The sequence below is a fragment of the Streptomyces krungchingensis genome (assembly GCF_054729265.1).
Genome location: NZ_JBPUKY010000001.1, coordinates 8,244,825 through 8,263,827, shown reverse-complemented (window position 1 = coordinate 8,263,827; position 19,003 = coordinate 8,244,825). Strand labels below are relative to the sequence as shown.

The following is a 19,003-nucleotide window of genomic DNA, read 5'->3' as shown; positions in this document are numbered from 1 at the left end:
GCGTCAGACGGCGGTCTCCCGCCTGCCGCGCAGCAGCATCAGCACCACGTACAGCACCAACGAGGTGCCGAGGCCGACCGCCCAACCGTAGTCGGCCAGGGGCTCCAGCGCCGGGATCGGCCGTCCGTCGACCAGCGGGTGGAAGTCGGCGCCGCCGACGGCCAGGACGCCGCCGGTGACGAAGGCGACGACGGCCCGCCAGTTCCAGCCGCCGTCGTACCAGTAGCGGCCGCCCGTGCGATACAGGTCCACCAGGTCGAGCCGGGTGCGGCGCAGAATCCAGTAGTCGGCGATGAGGATGCCGGCCACCGTGCCGAGCAGGCCGCCGACGAGGCCGAGCCAGGTGAAGATGTAGCCCTGCGGGTCCGCGTACAGCTTCCACGGGAAGATGAGCACGCCGAGCACGCAGGTGATGAGCGCGCCCGCACGGAAACTGACCTTCCGCGGCGCGACGTTGGAGAAGTCGAAGGCCGGTGAGACCATGTTGGCCGCGATGTTCACGGACAGGGTCGCCACCAGCACGGTCACCAGCGCGTACAGCAGTCCCACCACGTTGTCGGTCTTGGCGGCGAGCTGGACCGGGTCCCAGACCGGCTTGCCGTAGACCGCCTGCGAGCCGGAGGTCACCAGCACGGAGAGGAAGGCGAAGAGGGTCATCGTGGTCGGCAGGCCGAGGGCCTGGCCCCACGTCTGCGCCTTCTGGCTCCTGCCGTACCGGGTGAAGTCGGGGATGTTCAGGGACAGCGTGGACCAGAAGCCGATCATGCCCATGAGGGAGGGCCAGAACAGCTTCCAGAAGTCCCCGCCCCAGCCGAGCGCGGAGGGCTGGTCGAACAGCGGGCCGAAGCCGCCGGCCTTGCTGCTCATCCACCACAGCATCACGCCCGCGCCGACGAGCACGAAGGGCGCGGCCCAGTTCTCGAAGCGGCGGATCGTCTCCATGCCCCGGTAGATGATCGCGACCTGGAGCGCCCAGAAGATCGCGAAGGACAGCCACATCGTCCAGGCGTGGCCGCCGATCTGCGAGGCGTTCGCCCAGCCGTCGCCGAAGAGCTTCCCGGCGAGGAAGTAGATGGCCTCGCCGCCGATCCAGGTCTGGATGCCGAACCAGCCGCAGGCCACCAACGCCCGTACCACGGCAGGGAGGTTGGCGCCGCGAATACCGAAGGAGGCACGCGCGAAGACGGGGAAGGGGATGCCGTACTTGGGTCCGGCGTGCCCGGTGAGGAGCATCGGGACCAGCACGATCAGATTGGCCAGGGCGATGGTGAGGACGGCCTGCTTCCAGTCCATGCCGACGGCGATCAGGCCGGAGGCCAGGGTCCAGGAGGCGGTGTTGTGGGCCATGCCGACCCACAGCGCCGAGAAGTTGTAGGTGGTCCAGGTGCGCTTCTCGGTGGGGACCGGCAGCAGGTCCTCGTTGGCGTAGGGGCCGCTGGGCTGCGGCGAACCAGGGGCGATCTCCACCCGGCCGTCGGCGAGGGTGACTTGGGAGGTCGGCGGTATGGCCGTGGGAGCGGTGTCGGTCATGGGCAGGCCAATCGAAGGAGGCGGGACGGGAGAGGCCGTGCGGGTGGCGCCGATGGGGGGTGCACTCCTTGGGACACCGGCTGCGGTGTCCCGTGACGAACCTGCTCGGAGCGCCCTGACCCCCTTCCCGGGACGGCGGGAAGGGGGAGTTCACAGGGGACGTACGGGGACGGGGAGCCCGTACGGGGGACGGGAAGCTAGCCGTTGACGGCGGGGATGACCTCGTCGCCGTACGCGTCGATGGTGGCCTCCTGCGCGTCGTGCATGTCGTAGACGGCGAACTGGTCGACGCCCAGCGCACGGAGCGCGTTCAGCTTCTCGATGTGCCGCCCGGGTGTGCCGATCAGGCAGAACCGGTCGACGATCTCGTCGGGCACGAACGCGGTGTCCGGGTTGTCGGCGCGCCCGTGGTGGGAGTAGTCGTAGCCCTCGCGGGCCTTGATGTAGTCGGTGAGTTCGTCGGGTACGGCGCCGGAGTGCTCGCCGTACTTGGCGACGAGGTCGGCGACGTGGTTGCCCACCATGCCGCCGAACCAGCGGCACTGTTCCCGCGCGTGGGCGAGCGCCTCGGGCGAGTCGTCCTCGGTGACGTACGCGGGTGCCGCCACGCAGATCTTCACGTCGGACGGGTCGCGGCCGGCCGCGGCCGCCGCGTCCTTCACCGCCTTGACCATGTACTCGGTGAGGTAGAGGTCGGCGAGCTGGAGGATGAAGCCGTCGGCCTCCTCACCGGTCATCTTGAGGGCCTTCGGGCCGTACGCGGCCATCCAGACGGGGAGTTCGGCGCCGGGCCGCACCCAGGGGAACCTGACGACGGTGCCGCCGAGGTCGGCCTCGTCGCCGCGCGCGAGTGCGCGGATCACCTTCATCGCCTCGCTTATCCGGGCGAGGGTGTTGGGCTTGCGTCCGGCGACGCGCATCGCCGAGTCGCCGCGCCCGATGCCGCACACCGTGCGGTTGCCGTACATGTCGTTGAGCGTCGCGAAGGTGGAGGCGGTGACCTCCCAGGTACGTGTGCCGGGGTTGGTCACCATCGGTCCGACCGTCAGCCGCTCGGTGTGCGCGAGGATCTGACTGTAGATCACGAAGGGTTCCTGCCACAGCACGGCGGAGTCGAAGGTCCATCCGTAGGTGAAGCCGTTGTCCTCGGCCCGCTTCATCAGCTCGATGACGCGGGAGGCAGGGGGGTCGGTCTGCAGGACGAGTCCGAAGTCCATGGCGCCACTCCTGGTCGCTCAGAGAAGGTACTGACAGGTGGAGCGGGGGGTGTAGACGCCGTGCCCCGCGCGTCCGGTGAACTCCCGCTCGGTGATGACCGGTTCGCCGCGCGAGAGCACGGACTCGACCCGTCCGGTGACGCGCTTGCCCTCGTACGCGGAGTAGTCGACGTTCATGTGGTGCGTCTCGACCGACATGACCTGCTCGGCGTGCGGGTCGTAGATGACGACGTCGGCGTCCGCGCCGGGCGCGATCGTGCCCTTCTTCGGGTACAGGCCGAACATGCGCGCCGGGGTGGCGCAGGCGATCTCGATCCACCGGCGGCGTGAGATGTGCCCGTCGACGACGGCCTGGTGGAGCAGGTCCATGCGGTTCTCGACGCCCGGCAGGCCGTTGGGGATCTTCGAGAAGTCGCCCCGGCCGAGCTCCTTCTGGCCCACGAAGCAGAAGGGGCAGTGGTCCGTCGAGACGACCTGGAGGTCGTTGGTGCGCAGCCCCCGCCACAGTGCCGCCTGGTGCTCCTTGGGGCGAAGAGGCGTGCTGCACACGTACTTCGAGCCCTCGAAGTCCGGCTCGGCCAGGTTGTCCGTCGACAGGAACAGATACTGCGGGCAGGTCTCGCCGAAGACGTTCAGGCCCTCGTCGCGCGCCCGTGTCAGCTCCGCGACGGCCTCCTGCGCCGAGACGTGCACGACGTACAGCGGGGCGCCCGCGACCTGGGCCAGCTTGATGGCGCGGTGGGTGGCCTCCGCCTCCAGGAGCGCCTTGCGGACCTCTCCGTGGAAGCGCGGGTCGGTCTCGCCGCGGGCCAGCGCCTGTTCGACGAGCACGTCGATCGCGATGCCGTTCTCGGCGTGCATCATGATCAGTCCGCCGTTCTCGGCGGAGCGCTGCATGGCGCGCAGGATCTGGCCGTCGTCGCTGTAGAAGACGCCGGGGTAGGCCATGAACTGTTTGAAGGAGGTGACGCCCTCCTCCACCAGCAGGTCCATCTCCTTGAGCGTCTCCTGGTTCACGTCGGAGACGATCATGTGGAAGCCGTAGTCGATGGCGCAGTTGCCGTCGGCCTTGGCGTTCCAGGTGTCGAGGCCCTCGCGCAGCGAGCGGCCGACGCTCTGGACCGCGAAGTCGATGATGGTCGTGGTGCCGCCCCAGGCCGCGGCCCGGGTGCCGGTCTCGAAGGTGTCGGAGGCGAAGGTCCCGCCGAAGGGCAGTTCCATGTGGGTGTGGGCGTCGACGCCGCCCGGGATGACGTACTTGCCGGTGGCGTCGATGGTCCGTTCGGCCGTCCACGCCTCGGCCGCGGGAGTGCCTGTCGCGGCGAGGGCGGCGATCCGGCCGTCCTCGATCAGGACGTCGGCGTGGATCTCGTCGGACGCGGTGATGACGAGTCCACCACGGATGACGGTACGGCTCATGCTCCCTCTCCTTCCGGTCGTGCGTGCACTGAGGGAATACCGAAGCTGTCAGGGGCTGGGGTCAACGCTGTTTCCTCGGGGGAAAGCCGGTGGGAGGGGCGGGTCCGCGGGCCCGCCCCCTCGTGCGCCGGGCCCGCGGGACGCGGCGTGTCTACGGCGTGGTCAGCGGCCCGTAGGTGCCCGGGGCGCGGTCGCGGTAGAACTGCCAGCGGTCGCGGACTTCGCGGAGCTTGGCGAGGTCCAGGTCGCGGACGACGAGTTCCGTCTCCTTGTCGCCCGCCACCTCGCCGACGAACTGGGCTTCCGGGTCCACGAAGTACGAGGTCCCGTAGAAGTCGTTGTCGCCGTACTCCTCGACGCCGACCCGGTTGATCGCGCCGATGAAGTACTCGTTGGCGGCGGCCGCCGCCGGCTGCTCCAGCTGCCACAGATAGCCGGACAGGCCGCGGGAGGTGGCCGACGGGTTGAAGACGATCTCGGCCCCGGCGAGGCCCAGCGCGCGCCAGCCCTCGGGGAAGTGCCGGTCGTAGCAGATGTAGACGCCGATCCTGCCGACCGCCGTGTCGAAGACGGGCCAGCCGGAGTTGCCGGGCCGGAAGTAGAACTTCTCCCAGAATCCGGGGACCTGGGGGATGTGGGTCTTGCGGTACTTGCCGAGGTACGAGCCGTCGGCGTCGATCACCGCCGCGGTGTTGTACAGGACGCCGGGCTGCTCCTCCTCGTACATCGGCAGGACGAGGACGAGGCCCAGCTCCTTCGCCAGCGCCTGGAAGCGGCGCACAATGGGTCCCTCGGGGATCTGCTCGGCGTACGCGTAGAACGCCTTGTCCTGGACCTGGCAGAAGTACGGCCCGTAGAACAGCTCCTGGAAGCACAGGACCTGGGCGCCCTGCGCGGCCGCGTCGCGGGCCGCCTGCTCGTGGACCTGGATCATCGATTCCTTGTCGCCGGTCCATGCGGTCTGGAAGACGGCGGCGCGGATCACTCTGCTCATCGGGACCTCCGGTCGCTCGGTGTGCGAGGAGCCTAGGAAGCCCGGACGGCGGCTTTGAGTTGCACCGTGTCACGTCTGAGACGCCCGGCCGTTCCACCGTGTCACCCTTGCGTCGTCCCATGTTTCACCTGAGTCGTCCGGTGTTTCCGTGTCGTTGCCCGTCGTGCTCCCACCGGTGGCGCGGGGCGTGCTCCCGGTGTTGTTGCGCGTCGTGCGCGAGCAGTGCGATGTGCACGGACGCGGCCTGTTCGAAGTCGTCGAGGTCGACTCCCAGACGCGTCTGTATGGCCTCCAGCCGGCGGTACAGGGCGGGCCTGCTGACGTGGTGGAGCTGAGCGGTGCGCGACTTGTTGCGGCCGGTCGCCAGGTACGTCCGCAGCACCGGCAGCAACTCCTGTTCCGCGTCGGCCCCGCACAGCAGCCCGTCGAGCTCCCGCTCGGCGAAGGACTGGACGTGCGGATCGTCGCGCAGCAGCCGGACCAGGCCGCGCAGGTGCACGTCCCGCAGTCGCACCAGCACCGGCCGGTGCTCGTCGGCGGGCGCGTCGGCCGCGGCCTCGGCGACGTGCAGGGCCTCGCGCAGGCCTCCCGGTACGTCGTCCCAGGCGATGCGCGGGGAGGCGGCGGCCACGGTCGTACGGGCGCCGGTCTCGTGGCGCAGCCGGGCGGCGAAGTGCCCGGCCAGCGCCTCCGCGTCCTGGTCGCGGGCGAGGCTGAGCAGGACGGCCGTGGCCCCGTCCGCGAGTTCGGCGACGAGCCCGGGAAGGCCCACCAGCCTGAGGACGCGGTCGAGTTGTGCCGGGTCGCCGTCCGGCACGACCAGCGGCACGAACGTCCGCCGGTTGACGGGCAGTCCGGCCGCCCGCGCCCTGGGCAGCAGCTGCCGGACCGGGACGACACCGCTCACCAGGTCGGTCAGCAGACCCTGCGCCGACTCCTCCTCCCAGGTGTGCACGGAGCCGCCGAGCATCCGGTGCAGGACCAGCGCCTCGGCGGCGCGATCGGCGAGCAGCCTCCCGGTCGCGCCGTCGCCGCGGTACCCGCACAGCACGATGCGGCCCCAGCGCTCTCCGCGCCCGCCCAGCTCGGCGCGGATCCACCCGTCGCCCTCGCTGCCGCCCGCCTGCCGCGCGATGCGCTCCCAGTCCCGCAGCACGTCGTCCACCGCGGACCGCTCGCCCGCCGTGGCGAGCACCCGGTGCGCGAGATTGGTGACGACGACGGGGCAGGCGGCGTGCCCGGCGATCTCGTCGAGCATCCGTTGCAGCGGGGCGCCCGCGGTGACGAGCCCGGTGAGCGCCGTGCGCACGGCCTCGGACAGGCTGACGGCCGCGAACTTGCTGCGCACCAGCCGGGACTGCACCTCCTCCGTCAACTCGGCGAAGGGGAAGGGCCGGTGCAGCACCACCATGGGCAGCCCGCATCGCTCGGCGGCCCGGCGCATCACGTCGGGCGGTGCGGGGAAGGCCCGGCCGAGCCCGAGGACGACGGCCGCGGCCTCCGCGCGATGCAGGGAACGGATGTACTCGGCCTGCGCGTCGGGGTCGCCGGCGAGCAACACACCGGTGGTGAGCACCATTTCGCCACCGCTGAGCATCACGCCCACGTCGGCGGCCTCGGCGACGTGCACCCAGCGCACCGGCCGGTCGAGGTGGCCCGCCCCGGCCACCACCTCGGGCTCTCCGGCGAGCACCCGGTCCAGGGTGAGGACCTGGCGTACCGACAGGGCGGGTTCCAGGGCGGTGGTCATGGCGACGTTCCCCTTATGTCCTTGGCTCGGTTCGCTCCGGGGCGCCGTCGCCCGTGCCGGGGAGGCCGGCCGTGCTCGGCTCTCCTTCGCCGTGCTGCTACTGGGCGCGCCGCAGGGCGCGCTCCAGGATCGCCGCGCCCTCCTCCGCCTCCGCGACGGTGAGGGACAGCGGCGGCGCGATGCGCAGCACGCTGGTGTTGTGGCCGCCGCCCTTGCCGATCAGCAGGCCCTCCTCGCGGGCCGCTTCGAGGACGGCCGCGGCCGCTTCCGGGTTCGCCTCGTCGCTGCCCGCCTTGACCAGTTCGACGCCGATCATCAGCCCGCGTCCGCGAACCTCGCGTACGCCGTCGAGCTGCGCGGCGATCGCGCGGAGCCGCTCGATGAGCAGACCGCCGACGCGCCGGGCGTTGCCCTGGAGGTCGTGTTCGAGGAGGTAGCCGAGGTTCGCGAGCCCCGCCGCCATCGTGACCGGCGAGCCGCCGAAGGTGGAGATGGAGTTGGAGTCGAGGCTGTTCATGATCTCGGCCCGGGCGACGACTCCGCCGATGGACATGCCGTTGCCGATGCCCTTGGCGAAGGTGAGCATGTCCGGGGGTCCCGCGTCGGCGTGCGCCTGCCAGCCCCAGAAGTGGTCGCCGGTGCGGCCCCATCCGGTCTGCACCTCGTCCGCGATCCACAGGACGCCGTGCCGGTCGAGGACCTCGCGGAAGGCCGCGTACAGGCCGTCCGGCGGCGTGGTGAAGCCGCCGACGCCCTGGATGGGTTCGGCGATCAGGGCCGCGGGCGGGCGGACATGGCCGAGCAGGTCCTCCAGGTCGTCGACGCACGCCGCGATGAACTCGGCGTCCCCCAGACCCGCGTAGGGGCCGCGGGTGCGCACGCCGCCGTGGACGTAGAGCGTCTGGAGGGGCGAGAGCGAGGTCGGTGACCAGCTCTTGTTGCCGGTGATGCCGACGGCGCTGAAGGAGCGGCCGTGGTAGCTGTTGCGCATCGCCAGGATCTGGTTGCTCTGCCGGTGGGCGGTGGCGAGCAGCAGGGCGGTGTCGTTGGCCTCGGTGCCCGAGGTGGTGAAGAAGACCCGGGCGTCGGGGATGCCGGACAGCTGGGCGATCCGCTCGGCGAGTTCGACCATCGGCCGGTTGAGGTACAGGGTCGAGGTGTGGATGATCCGGCCGGCCTGTTCGCTGACGGCCTTGGTGACCTCGGGCAGGGCGTGCGCGGTCATCGTGGTGAGGATGCCGCCGAAGAAGTCCAGGTACTTGTTTCCCTGGGCGTCCCAGACGTGCCGGCCCTCGCCGTGCGTGATCTCGATCGGGTCCTCGTAGTAGAGGGCGAGCCAGTCCGGCATTACCGCCTTGTGCCGTGCGTACAGGTCCGTCACGGCTGCACCAGCCCTTCGTACGCGTCGGGACGGCGGTCCCGGTAGAACGCCCATTGCTGACGTACTTCCTCGATCAGGTCGAAGTCGAGGTCGCGGACGACGAGTTCCTCGGTCTTGTCGCTCGCGGGGTCCCCCACGAACTGTCCGCGCGGGTCGACGAAGTACGACGTCCCGTAGAAGTCGTTGTCCCCGTACTCCTCCTGCCCGACGCGGTTGATCGCCGCGATGAAGTACTCGTTGGCGACGGCCGCCGCGGGCTGCTCCAGCTGCCAGAGGTAGGCGGAGAGGCCGCGGGAGGTGGCGGAGGGGTTGTACACGAGCTGGGCGCCGTTCAGGCCGAGCTGGCGCCAGCCCTCCGGGAAGTGCCGGTCGTAGCAGATGTAGACGCCGATCCTGCCCACCGCGGTGTCGAAGACGGGCCAGCCCAGGTTCCCCGGTTTGAAGTAGTACTTCTCCCAGAAGCCCTTCACCTGGGGGATGTGGTGCTTGCGATACTTGCCGAGGTAGGTGCCGTCGGCGTCGATCACGGCCGCGGTGTTGAAGTAGAAGCCGGACTGCTCGACCTCGAACACGGGCACGACGACGACCATTCCGGTCTCGCGGGCGAGCTCCTTCATGCGCGCGACGGTCGGGCCGTCCGGCACGGGCTCCGCCCAGCGGTAGTGTTCGGGCTCCTGGACCTGGCAGAAGTACGGGGCGTTGAAGACTTCCTGGAATCCGATGACCTTGGCGCCCTGACGGGCCGCCTCGCGGGCGTGTTCCTCGTGCTTGGCGACCATGGATGCGGTGTCGCCGGTCCAGGTGGCCTGGACCAGGGCGGCACGTACGACGTTGGCCATGAGCTGCTCCTTCGACGGGACGTCAGAGAGCCTCTACGCCCGTAGACAAAGGCTGTAGAGGCTCGAAAGTAAGCCCCGGGGAGAGCCTTGCCAAGACCATCGTCGTTAACCCGCTGAGTCGATCACGTTTCTTACCCCAGCGGGTGAGTGACGGCACGGGTGCCCCGGCGGAAACATCCGCGCGGAGGGGGGCGGGGCCGTCTCGCCGACTGCCGGTGGGTAGCTGCGGGGCCGTCTCACCGACTCCCGGTGGGTAGCTGCGGGGCCGTCTCGCCGACTGCCGGTGGGTGGGTCGGGTCCGTGCCGGTGATCCGCCCGTTGCAGCCGTCGTGTGGTCCGGTGGGTCAGTGCGGTGGGGTCGTGTTGCCGTCCGCAACGGGCATGTGATGCACCGGCACGGCCCCTTCTGTCAGAGGGCGACTGCGGGTGCGAGTGGGGCTGGGGGTCGGCCCCTGCAGAGCGGGCGGGTGCGGGGGCGAGCGGGGTGTTCCTACGGGTGCGGGTGTGGGGCGGTCGGTGCGGGCCCTTCCCCGCGGGCGGGGGTGCCCTGTCGACAGGCGCGACGTTCTGCCGGCGAGCGGGTCAGGCCGTGTGGCCCGCCACTCTGAGAGCGTGGACCAAGTCCCAGTGACGCTCGTCCGACACCTCTCGCGCGGCCTCCAGGAGCAGCGGGACGAGCCGCCGCGGGTCCGTCTCCGCGCTTCGGGCCGCCTCCTCCGGGGTGCGTACGCGGACGTAGGCGCCCAGCAGCGCGCGGATCTCGCGGTCGCGGCCGTCCCCCGCCAGGCCGAGCACGGCGGCCCCGATCTCCGGCGCCGGCCGCGCGACGCCCTGGCGCAGCATCTGGCGGCCGTCGGCGCTGCGGCCCGCGGCGGTGAGCGCGTCGGCGGCGGCGACCAGCCGGTCGGCGGGGAGCGAGGCCGCCTCCCACAGCAGCGTCGCCCAGTCCGCGTCGAGGCCCGCGCGGTGCAGTTCGGCCGCGAGCAACGGGAAGCGGGCGGCGGGCCAGTACGCGGCCTCGACGAGCAGGGCGTGCGCCTCGCCGCTCCGCCCCTCGCCGCGCAGCCGCGTCAGCGCCGCCACGGTCTCGGAGGTGGCCCGCGAGGCGTCTGCGTCCACCGGGGTCGCGTGTGGCTGTTCGGGTTCCTCGGCAGCCCCCGCGAAGCGGGCACCCCGGGGCGTGCGCCGGGAGCTCGGGGCGGCCGGGGCGGGCAGCGCCTGCACGGCCTGGGGTACGGCCTCGGGGGCGTCGTCCTGCTCCATCATCCCGGCGAAGCGGGCGCTGCCCCGGGGGCGGCGTTTCGATCGCTGCCTGGGGACGGGCCCCGCGGTCCCGGCCGTGGGGCGAGGGCTTCCGGACGCTTCCGCGGGCTCGACGGCGGGCCGTGGGCCGCGCGAGGCCGCGGAAGGCCCCTGAGGACTCGCCAGGGGCTCCGCGGACGTGCCCGCGCCACCAGCACCGGCGTCCCACCGGACGTCGTCCGTCGCCGTGGGCAGGCCGCCCGGTGCGCGTGCCGGCAGCGCGTCGCCGCTCGCCCTGGGCGGAAAAGCGGGCGCGCCCTGTGCGTGGGGGCGCAGGGCGCGGCGGTCGAGGTCGACCATGCGGCGTCGGAGCTCCGCGCAGCGGGCTGCGGCGCGTTCATGGTCGTCGTGGGCCCAGGCGAGGTCGAGGCGGATCGACTCGGCCTCCTCCGGGGAGCCGGCCGAGGGGAGCTGCCGGTTCAGTTCGGCCTGGCGTTCCGCCGCGTAGCGCTGTTCGCGGAGCATGACGTCGAGTCGGTCGCTGAGGGCGTCGCGGCCGCCCGGCCGGGCGTCGTACGCGGCGAGCGAGGCGCCGTGCAGGGCACGGGCCCGCTCGCCCTCCTCGTCGGCCGCACGGTCGCCGAACTCGGCGGCGAGGTCCTGGAGGAGCGCCGCCACGACGTCCCAGGGCGGAACCTCCCAGCCGTCCAGACAGGCCCGCATGCCGTCGGGATCTCGCTGCCAGAAGACCCCGCACCAGCCGCCGTTCTGGTCGAGCCGTGCCATCAGCCCGTTCAGGTACTCGGCGAAATCCCGCATCTGCACCGGGAGTTGTCCTACGGCCATCACACGACTCCCTGCCCGAACGGACCACTTCGGTCCGGTAGACAACACGAGTCGTGTTACGGGACGGCTACGGGGAGTTTTCGGACGGGACGCAGAGGGCTCCCGTACGGGGCGCACGGAGGTGTGCGGCCCCGCACGGCCCGCGCGTCACGCCGCCGCGGCCGGCGCGCACCGAGCGACGAGGTCGTCCATGGACAGCCCGAGCGCCTGGGCCAGCGCCGCCACCGTGAAGAAGGCGGGGGTGGGCGCGCGGCCGGTCTCGATCTTGCGCAGGGTCTCGGCGGAGATCCCGGCGACGGCCGCGACCGCCGCCATGCTGCGGGCGCCGCGGGCCTCGCGCAGCAACTGGCCGAGCTGCTCGCCGCGTTCGCGCTCTTCGGGGGTCAAGGGGGTACGCACCATGCCGCCATTCTAATACCGGTATAGTAATTGGCATGGTGGAACTGAAGACGGACACGTCGATGGACGAGATGTACGAGGCGGGCCAGGTCGTGGGCCGTGCGCTGACCGCGGTGCGGGAGGCGGCGGCGGTCGGCGTCTCGCTCCTGGAGCTGGACGCGGTGGCGCACCAGGTCCTGCGGGACGCGGGCGCGAGCTCGCCCTTCCTCGGGTACCGCCCCTCCTTCGCCCCCACGCCGTTCCCCGCGGTCATCTGCGCCTCGGTCAACGACGCGATCGTGCACGGCGTGCCGGACCACTACCGGCTGCGCGACGGCGATCTGGTCTCCATCGACTTCGGCGCCGAACTGAACGGCTGGGTGGGCGACTCGGCGATCAGTTTCGTGGTCGGCACGGCGCGGGCCGCCGACGTGCGCCTGGTGGAGACCGCCGAGCGGGCGCTCGCCGCGGGCATCGAGGCCGCGGTCGTCGGCAACCGCATCGGGGACATCGCGCACGCCGTCGGCACGGTCTGCCGCGCCGCGGGGTACGGCATCCCGGACGGGTTCGGCGGCCACGGCGTGGGCCGCCGGATGCACGAGGACCCGCCGGTCCCGAACGAGGGCCGCCCAGGGCGGGGGCTCCCGCTGCGGCACGGCATGGTCCTCGCCATCGAGCCCATGCTCATCGGCGGCGGCACCGACGGCTACCACGCGGCCCCCGACGGCTGGACCCTGCGCACGAACGACGGCTCCCGAGCGGCCCACGCCGAGCACACGGTGGCCATCACGGACGCGGGTCCGCGCATCCTCACGGCCCGCTGACCGGCCCGACGGGGACCGGGCGCGGACGACACGGGGCCCGGCCCCGCCGGCCCCGTCGCCGTACACCCGGTGTGTCCCGTGGCTATGAAGCCGGGCGCACCACCATCGCCGAGCCTCCGCCGCGGCGCACCTTCTCCGCCGCGGCCAGCCATTGGCCGTTCGCCAGGCGCTGGACGCCCGTCGCCGCGCCGATCTCGGGGTTCAGCTTGAAGGAATGCCCGATGGCGGCCAGCCGGGCACTGGTCGCGCTGTCGTAGAGGCCCGGTTCGAGCTCCGTCTGAGCGGCGTTGCGCTGGCTGGCCCGCGGGGCGGCGATCGCGTCCACCAGCGGCATCCCGCGGTCGACGAACTCGGTGAGGGTCTGCAGGACCGTGGTGATGATGGTCGCGCCGCCGGGCGAACCGAGCGCCACGACGGGCCGGTCGTGCTTGTCCAGGACGATGGTCGGCGAGATCGACGAGCGCGGACGCTTGCCGGGGCCCGGCAGGTTGGGGTCGTGCACCGCCGGGTTCGCCGGCGTGAAGGAGAAGTCCGTCAGCTCGTTGTTGAGGATGAAGCCGCGGTGCGGGACCGTGATGCCGCTGCCGCCCGTCTGCTCGATGGTCAGCGTGTACGAGACGACGTTGCCCCACTTGTCGGCGACCGTCAGGTGCGTGGTGTTCTCCCCTTCGTACGTCGTCGGGGCGGCCTTCCCGGCGGCGGCGCAGGTCGCCGGGTGGTCCGGGTCACCGGGTGCCAGCGGGCTGGTCAGTACGGCGTCGTCCTTGATCAGGCACGCGCGCGAGTCCGCGTACTTCTGGGACAGCAGTCCGCGGGTCGGCACGTCCTCGAAGGCGGGGTCGCCCACCCAGCGGCCGCGGTCGGCGAAGGCGATGCGGCTCGCCTCTATGTAGCGGTGCAGGTACTGCACGTCACTGGCCTTCGAGAGGTCGGACCGCTCAAGGATGTTGAGCGCCTCCCCGACCGTGGTGCCCCCCGAGGAGGACGGGGCGATCGAGTAGACCTTCAGACCGCGGTAGGAGACCTTCGTCGGGGCCTGCCGCTTCGCCTCGTAGGCCTCCAGGTCCTTGAGGTCGAGCCTGCCGGGGCGCGCGTTGTAGCCGGAGGCCGGGTCGACCGGCGGCTTGTTCACGGTGTCGACGATCTCCCGGCCGAGCCTGCCGCCGTAGACGGCGTCGACGCCCTTGCTGCCCAGCTCTTCGTAAGTACGCGCCAGATCGGGGTTCTTGAAGGTGGATCCGACGACGGGGAGGGAGCCGCCGGGGAGGAACAGGCGCGCGGTGTCCGGGAAGTTCTTGAAGCGGGCCTGGTTGGACTCGGTCTGCGAACGGAAGGTCGCGTCGACGGTGAAGCCGTCGCGGGCGATGCGCTCGGCCGGAGCGAGCACGCTCGTCAGCCGCTTGCTGCCCCAGCTGTCCAGCGCGGTCTGCCAGGTGGCGGGCGTGCCCGGTGTGCCCACGCTCAGCCCGCTGGTGACGGCGTCCGCGAAGGCGAGGGGTCTGCCGTTCTCCATGAAGAGGTTCGAGTCGGCGGTCGACGGTGCCGTCTCGCGGCCGTCGATCGTGTGCACCGTGCGGGACTTGGCGTCGTAGTAGACGAAGTAGCCGCCTCCGCCGATACCGGACGAGTAGGGCTCGGTGACACCGAGGGCCGCCGCGGTGGCGACCGCCGCGTCCACGGCGTTGCCGCCCTTCTTCAGGACCTCGATCCCTGCCGCGGAGGCGTCCGCGTCGACGCTCGCCACCGCGCCGCCGTACCCGACCGCGACGGGCACCTTGTCCGGCGTGACGGGTGCGCCCTTGGCCCCGGCGGAGGTCGGCGCCGCGGCGCCGACCGAGACCACCGCCGCCGAAACCGCCAGGACCGCCAGATTCCGCGCAACAGAGCGACTCATCCGTACCTCCAGTCATCAGCCGTCCGCGCAGCGTAACTTCAGCGCACCGTCCCCGTCAGGACCCCCTCGAACACCGTTCCGCATTCCCGCTAGCATGCGCGCCCATGAATGACGACGTCCGCAACATCGTCCTCGGCGTGGTCGCCGCCGGCCTCAGTGCCGCGCTCGGCTGGCTCACCCGTACCTACCTGTGGAAGCGCAAGCTGCGCCGCAAGCAGGCGTTCTTCGGACTGCCGGACAACTCCGAGTCACTCCTCGTGGTCAACCGTGAGGCGGGTGGGCCTGAACTCACGGTAATGCGCCACGACGTGTTCGCGCTGCTCGAACTGTCCGCGCTGATCAAGGACTGCGGTGCGCATGCCCAGGTCATCGCGCACGACACGGCGCAGCAGGGTTTCGGCGAGCGCACCGAGTTCTGCGTGGGCGGGCCGTCGTCCAACCGCCGGATGGCCGCGCATCTGCACTCGCTCCTCCCGGGCATCCGCGTCAACGTCGACCCCGAGCCGGGCCCGGACCGCGGGGCCTTCCAGATCGGCAGCGAGCGCTACCGTCTGGAGTCGGGCAAGAGCGAGTACGTGATCCTCGCCCGGCTGGTCGCGGGCCAGGACCGGGCGACGAGACCGGTCTTCCTCTTCTGCGGCCAGCGCGCGATCACCAATCAGGCGGCGACCCGTTATCTCGCCCGCAATCACGAGCGCCTCGCGCGCAAGCACAACAACGGCTCCTTCGTCCTGCTGCTGAAGGTCGTCAACTCCCAGGCGTACGGCCCCGATGTCGTCGAGGTCGTCGCGGACGTCACCCGGGCCGCCCAGAGCCCGCTGCCCACGCCCGCCCCGCCGCGGAACTCGCACCGGTCCGCCTCGTAGCCCGAGGGACGATTCCCCACGTGCCGCCGGGCGCCCTGGCGGCACATTTCGTGCCCGGCGTCCAGCACCTGGAGCGCACACTTCGACCCCCTCGGCACTCACTGAATGCACAGTTCAACAATCGTTACTCCCACGTAACTTACCGGCGGGTTACCTCCAGTAAGGGGGCGAGGTTACCGTCGGGTCACTTTGCGCTGACACGAGTGAGGAGTGACCCGTGGGACACGGTCGCAACGCCCTGCGCACGTCCGCCGCCGGTGCCGTCTCGGCGACGCTGCTCGCCGCCGGCCTCGGCCTGGCACCCGCCGCCTCGGCCGCCGCCGGCACGCCCGGTATCCGCTTCGTCGACATCTCCGGGGACGGGGGCACGGTCCTCAAGGCCAACGTCGTCACGCCCGCGGGCGCCGACGGCACCCGCAGCTATCCGCTCATCGTGCTGCCGACGAGCTGGGGCCTGCCCCAGGCCGAGTACCTCGTCCAGGCCCAGAAGCTTGCGAACTCCGGCTATGTGGTGGTCAGTTACAACGTCCGTGGCTTCTGGCAGTCGGGCGGCGAGATAGAAGTCGCGGGTCCGCCCGACGTCGCGGACGCCTCCAAGGTGATCGACTGGGCGCTCGCGAACACCCCGTCCGACGCGCGGAAGGTCGGCATGGCGGGCGTGTCCTACGGCGCGGGCATCAGTCTGCTGGCCGCGGCGCACGACGAGCGGATCAAGGCGGTGGCCGCCCTCAGCGGATGGGCCGACCTCATCGACTCGATCTACTCGGGCCGCACCCAGCACTCCCAGGCCGCCGCGCTGCTGAACGGCGCCGGGGCGCTCACGGGCCGGCCGAGCGCCGAACTCCAGCAGACCTTCAAGGACTTCTTCTCCTCGGACCTCTCCAAGGAACAGAGCCTCATCGCCTGGGGCAAGAAGCGCTCCCCGCAGACCTACGTCGACCGGCTCAACGCCAACGGCGCGGCGATCATGCTCGCCAACGCCTGGGGCGACACGATCTTCCCGCCCAATCAGTACGCCAAGTTCTACGAGGAGTTGACCGGTCCCAAGCGGCTGGAGTTCCGCCCCGGCGACCACGCCACGGCCGAGGCGACCGGACTGTTCGGACTCCCCAACGACGTATGGACGGACACCGGACGCTGGTTCGACCACTATCTCAAGGGCGAGGACAACGGCATCGACCGCGAGCAGCCGGTCCAGCTCAAGTCGCGCTCCACGGGCGGCTACGAGGCCTACCCGGACTGGAAGTCGGTCGGGAAGACGTCGAAGAAGCTCGCGCTCCCGGGCACGACCACCATCCACGCGAACGTGGACTCGGGCGCCGACGGCGGGATCGTGTTCCTGTCCAGCATCCTCGACCAGCTCGCCCAGTTGCCTCCGACGGCCTCGATCCCGCTGCTGCCGCGGTGGTGGGCGGCGGTCTGGCAGTCGGAGAGGTACGCGAGCGCGCAACAGGTGCGCGGCACCGCCAGGTTGCACACCACGGTCACCGCGACCAAGGAGAGCGGCACCCTCGTCGCGTACCTGTACGACGTGGGCCCGCTCGGCCTCGGCAAGCTGGTCAGCAACGCGCCGTACACCTTCCACGGGCAGACGCCCGGCAAGCCGTTCGGCGTGGACCTGGAGTTGTACTCCACGGCCTACGACGTTCCGGCAGGGCATCGCCTCGCCCTGGTCGTCGACACGGTCGACCCGCTCTACATCGAGCACAACCCGTCCGGCGCGCAGCTGACCTTCTCCTCGCCGGCGCACGACCCGTCGTATGTGACGGTGCCCCTGCGCGAGCAGTGATCTCCGGCTGCCGCCGGCCGGGCCTGGCCCTGTGAGCTGCTGCTCCCCCTACGGTCTCGGGGCCGTGGGGGGACCCCCACCCGGCAGCAGCGTCTCTGGTTCGGCCGGTGCACCGTGCACGGCCTCGGTCTTGGGACCGTGCCGCTCCCGCCGGGCCGCCCCGAGGGCGAGCCAGTGGTGCGGCATGCACGTCCCGGTGCGCGACGACGGGGGCGCCACCGGCACGAGGACGAACGGCACATCGTAGTCGACGTTCCGCGCGAGCGGCTTCCCGGTGCGGACGAGCGCCCTGTCGCCCGGCAGCGGCCGGACCTCATGGGCGCACACGTGTGGTACGGACATGTGCGGCACTCCCCGTTCAGTGCTTGAGCATCTCGGAAAAGAAGTCCTTGGCGCGGTCACTGCGCGGGTCGGTGAAGAACTCCTCGGGGGTGCGGTCCTCGACGACTCGGCCGTCGAGTGCGAACACGACGCCGAAAGACCGTGCCGGCCTCGGCGCGGAGCCGGGCCGGGGCCCTGCCCTGGTCGGGGAGCGGCCGGCCGTCGAGCTCGATCGCCCCTGATCCGATGGTCTCCAGAAAGTCGATCGTTGTGCGCAGGGTGGATCTGCCCGGGCCCGACGGACCGGTGATCAACACCACCTCCCCCGTGCCGACCGTGAGGCTGATGTCTTGCAGGACATGTGGCTCCCCGAAGTACTTGTTCACGTCGTGCAGCTCGATCAACGGATCGACAGCCATACCGGACCTGCCTGCTTTCAGCTCTGTCGATCACGCAAACTATCGACGCAAAAGGGGACTTACGGGACGACACGCACTCGCGATCATTAACCGTATTTGAGGCTGCATAACGGTCGGATCACGGCGCCGGGCGAGCGGGGCCGCCCCGCCTCGCCCGGGCGCCGCGAGGGCCCGGCCTCCGGATCGCGCCCGGTCAGCGGGGGTGCGGAACCTTCCGCCATGGGGCGCACCCCCGGACGGCGGCGCCCTGAGCGCCCCCTCGGACGATCCGATCGTCGGCCTGGGCGTGTCGCCCGGGGGGGGTCGTTTGGATCAGGTCGGATCAGGCCCACGCCCCGAGCTTCTCGGGGTTGCGGACCGCCCAGATGTGGGTGACCCGGCCGCCGGAGCCGGAGAAGGCCGCCACCGTCACCGTCATCCCGGCGCGCTGGGCCACGAGGCCGGGCTGACCGTTGACCGTCCGCTCCAGGAGCGTCAGGCCGGGGGCCTTCTCGGCGAAGTGGGCCAGGTACTGGGCGATGCGCTCGCCGCCCTCGACCGGACGGAGCGCGGCGCCGACCAGGCCACCGCCGTCGGCCGTCATCGTGGCGCCGGGGGCGAGCAGACCGACCAGTGCCTCGATGTCCCTGGCCTCCCACGCCTGCTTGAAGTCCCGCACCAGACCTGCCTGTCCCGAGACCGGGGTGTGCGCGGCCCGCACCCGGCGCCGGGCCGACGACGCCAGCTCACGGCAGGCCCCCGGCGACCGGTCGAGGATCTCGGCGACCTCGACGAAGGGGTACCGGAAGACGTCGTGCAGCACGAACGCCACGCGTTCGGCCGGTGTCATCGACTCCAGGACGACGAGGAAGGCCATGTGCACCGACTCGTCGAGGGTGACCTGGTCGGCGGGGTCGACCGCGCGGTTGGTCCACTCCGTGCGGTCGGGCAGCGGCTCGGGCACCCATGCGCCGACGTAGCGCTCGCGCCTGACCCGCGCCGAGCCGAGCAGGTCCAGGCAGACCCGGGTCGCCACCGTCGTCAGCCAGGCGCCGGGCGAGGCGATGGCCTCATGCTGCCGCGACGACAGCGCGTACCAGCGGGCGTACGTCTCCTGCACGGCGTCCTCGGCCTCGGCCAGCGACCCGAACAACCGGTAGGCGATGTTGGTCAGATGCCGCCGTTCGCCGAGGACAGCGCTCAGCTCTGTGGTCACGAAGACCGTCCCCCCCTGACATTTTCCGAACCTGTGTCGTCGGAACAGCGCAACCGTACAGAAGATCCACTGCCACGAGGCAGGAGAGAGGACCGCATC

At 71.3% G+C, this 19,003-nt stretch carries 15 protein-coding genes and 1 pseudogene; 3 read left to right on the top strand and 13 right to left on the bottom strand.

What is annotated here, in order from left to right; genetic code table 11:
- Positions 1 to 3 precede the first annotated feature (3 nt).
- The 9 genes from ACSYGO_RS35975 to ACSYGO_RS35935 all read right to left on the bottom strand — a co-directional run bounded on the left by ACSYGO_RS35975 (position 4) and on the right by ACSYGO_RS35935 (position 11,620).
- Positions 4 to 1,530, bottom strand: coding sequence for an NCS1 family nucleobase:cation symporter-1 (locus ACSYGO_RS35975; RefSeq protein ID WP_426681963.1), 1,527 nt, complete (start codon positions 1,528 to 1,530; stop codon positions 4 to 6).
- Positions 1,531 to 1,727: 197 nt separating this feature from the next.
- Positions 1,728 to 2,747, bottom strand: a complete 1,020-nt coding sequence (locus ACSYGO_RS35970; protein ID WP_359495090.1) for a TIGR03842 family LLM class F420-dependent oxidoreductase — start codon at positions 2,745 to 2,747, stop codon at positions 1,728 to 1,730.
- Between the two features lie 18 nt (positions 2,748 to 2,765).
- Positions 2,766 to 4,166 (bottom strand): dihydropyrimidinase, encoded by a 1,401-nt coding sequence (hydA, locus tag ACSYGO_RS35965; RefSeq protein WP_359495088.1) that lies wholly within the window; start codon positions 4,164 to 4,166, stop codon positions 2,766 to 2,768.
- A gap of 151 nt (positions 4,167 to 4,317) precedes the next feature.
- Positions 4,318 to 5,160, bottom strand: coding sequence for a nitrilase-related carbon-nitrogen hydrolase (locus ACSYGO_RS35960; protein WP_460389121.1), 843 nt, complete (start codon positions 5,158 to 5,160; stop codon positions 4,318 to 4,320).
- Positions 5,161 to 5,284: 124 nt separating this feature from the next.
- On the bottom strand, positions 5,285 to 6,910 hold the full coding sequence (locus tag ACSYGO_RS35955) for a PucR family transcriptional regulator (RefSeq protein ID WP_435225373.1): 1,626 nt from the start codon (positions 6,908 to 6,910) through the stop codon (positions 5,285 to 5,287).
- Positions 6,911 to 7,007: 97 nt separating this feature from the next.
- Positions 7,008 to 8,291 (bottom strand): aspartate aminotransferase family protein, encoded by a 1,284-nt coding sequence (locus ACSYGO_RS35950; protein WP_426681965.1) that lies wholly within the window; start codon positions 8,289 to 8,291, stop codon positions 7,008 to 7,010.
- Positions 8,288 to 9,130: a nitrilase-related carbon-nitrogen hydrolase gene (locus ACSYGO_RS35945; protein WP_460389119.1), complete on the bottom strand. Its 843-nt coding sequence runs from the start codon at positions 9,128 to 9,130 to the stop codon at positions 8,288 to 8,290. The genes ACSYGO_RS35950 and ACSYGO_RS35945 overlap by 4 nt, the downstream gene beginning before the upstream one ends.
- A 582-nt stretch (positions 9,131 to 9,712) precedes the next feature.
- Positions 9,713 to 11,218, bottom strand: a complete 1,506-nt coding sequence (locus ACSYGO_RS35940; protein ID WP_460389117.1) for a hypothetical protein — start codon at positions 11,216 to 11,218, stop codon at positions 9,713 to 9,715.
- Positions 11,219 to 11,365: 147 nt separating this feature from the next.
- Entirely contained in the window at positions 11,366 to 11,620 is a 255-nt protein-coding gene (locus ACSYGO_RS35935) for a helix-turn-helix domain-containing protein (protein WP_426681967.1), read from the bottom strand.
- A gap of 32 nt (positions 11,621 to 11,652) precedes the next feature.
- On the opposite strand from ACSYGO_RS35935, the gene map reads away from it, so the two are divergent.
- Positions 11,653 to 12,420 carry a type I methionyl aminopeptidase gene (gene map / locus ACSYGO_RS35930; protein ID WP_460389115.1) on the top strand — a complete coding sequence of 256 codons (768 nt, stop codon included), beginning with the start codon at positions 11,653 to 11,655 and terminating at the stop codon, positions 12,418 to 12,420.
- An 82-nt stretch (positions 12,421 to 12,502) separates the two neighbouring features.
- On the opposite strand, the gene ggt is transcribed toward map, so the two are convergent.
- The gene (gene ggt, locus ACSYGO_RS35925; RefSeq protein WP_460389113.1) at positions 12,503 to 14,314 is read right to left on the bottom strand and encodes a gamma-glutamyltransferase; all 1,812 of its coding nucleotides are present in this window, start codon (positions 14,312 to 14,314) and stop codon (positions 12,503 to 12,505) included.
- A 104-nt stretch (positions 14,315 to 14,418) separates the two neighbouring features.
- Here ggt and ACSYGO_RS35920 point away from each other — a divergent pair, with 104 nt between their 5' ends.
- Positions 14,419 to 15,180, top strand: coding sequence for a hypothetical protein (locus ACSYGO_RS35920; protein ID WP_426681970.1), 762 nt, complete (start codon positions 14,419 to 14,421; stop codon positions 15,178 to 15,180).
- A 217-nt stretch (positions 15,181 to 15,397) separates the two neighbouring features.
- Positions 15,398 to 16,969 carry a CocE/NonD family hydrolase gene (locus ACSYGO_RS35915; protein WP_460389111.1) on the top strand — a complete coding sequence of 524 codons (1,572 nt, stop codon included), beginning with the start codon at positions 15,398 to 15,400 and terminating at the stop codon, positions 16,967 to 16,969.
- Positions 16,970 to 17,017: 48 nt separating this feature from the next.
- Here the strand turns inward: ACSYGO_RS35915 and ACSYGO_RS35910 are convergent, their stop codons facing one another.
- The 3 genes and pseudogenes from ACSYGO_RS35910 to sigJ all read right to left on the bottom strand — a co-directional run bounded on the left by ACSYGO_RS35910 (position 17,018) and on the right by sigJ (position 18,904).
- A complete protein-coding gene (locus tag ACSYGO_RS35910; protein WP_460389109.1) occupies positions 17,018 to 17,311 on the bottom strand; it encodes a hypothetical protein in 294 nt (97 codons plus the stop codon).
- Positions 17,312 to 17,442: 131 nt separating this feature from the next.
- Positions 17,443 to 17,709: pseudogene (locus ACSYGO_RS35905) on the bottom strand (ATP-binding cassette domain-containing protein); the annotation flags it as partial.
- Between the two features lie 322 nt (positions 17,710 to 18,031).
- Positions 18,032 to 18,904, bottom strand: coding sequence for an RNA polymerase sigma factor SigJ (gene sigJ / locus ACSYGO_RS35900; protein ID WP_460389107.1), 873 nt, complete (start codon positions 18,902 to 18,904; stop codon positions 18,032 to 18,034).
- Positions 18,905 to 19,003 lie beyond the last annotated feature (99 nt).

Bases quoted from the DNA above. Each gene is read 5' to 3' on its own strand.
- ACSYGO_RS35960 (WP_460389121.1), bottom strand. From the start codon at position 5,160: ATGAGCAGAGTGATCCGCGCCGCCGTCTTCCAGACCGCATGGACCGGC.
- ACSYGO_RS35955 (WP_435225373.1), bottom strand. From the start codon at position 6,910: ATGACCACCGCCCTGGAACCCGCCCTGTCGGTACGCCAGGTCCTCACC.
- ACSYGO_RS35940 (WP_460389117.1), bottom strand. From the start codon at position 11,218: ATGGCCGTAGGACAACTCCCGGTGCAGATGCGGGATTTCGCCGAGTAC.
- ACSYGO_RS35920 (WP_426681970.1), top strand. From the start codon at position 14,419: ATGAATGACGACGTCCGCAACATCGTCCTCGGCGTGGTCGCCGCCGGC.
- ACSYGO_RS35935 (WP_426681967.1), bottom strand. From the start codon at position 11,620: ATGGTGCGTACCCCCTTGACCCCCGAAGAGCGCGAACGCGGCGAGCAG.
- ACSYGO_RS35945 (WP_460389119.1), bottom strand. From the start codon at position 9,130: ATGGCCAACGTCGTACGTGCCGCCCTGGTCCAGGCCACCTGGACCGGC.
- map (WP_460389115.1), top strand. From the start codon at position 11,653: ATGGTGGAACTGAAGACGGACACGTCGATGGACGAGATGTACGAGGCG.
- hydA (WP_359495088.1), bottom strand. From the start codon at position 4,166: ATGAGCCGTACCGTCATCCGTGGTGGACTCGTCATCACCGCGTCCGAC.
- ggt (WP_460389113.1), bottom strand. From the start codon at position 14,314: ATGAGTCGCTCTGTTGCGCGGAATCTGGCGGTCCTGGCGGTTTCGGCG.
- ACSYGO_RS35970 (WP_359495090.1), bottom strand. From the start codon at position 2,747: ATGGACTTCGGACTCGTCCTGCAGACCGACCCCCCTGCCTCCCGCGTC.
- ACSYGO_RS35975 (WP_426681963.1), bottom strand. From the start codon at position 1,530: ATGACCGACACCGCTCCCACGGCCATACCGCCGACCTCCCAAGTCACC.
- ACSYGO_RS35910 (WP_460389109.1), bottom strand. From the start codon at position 17,311: ATGTCCGTACCACACGTGTGCGCCCATGAGGTCCGGCCGCTGCCGGGC.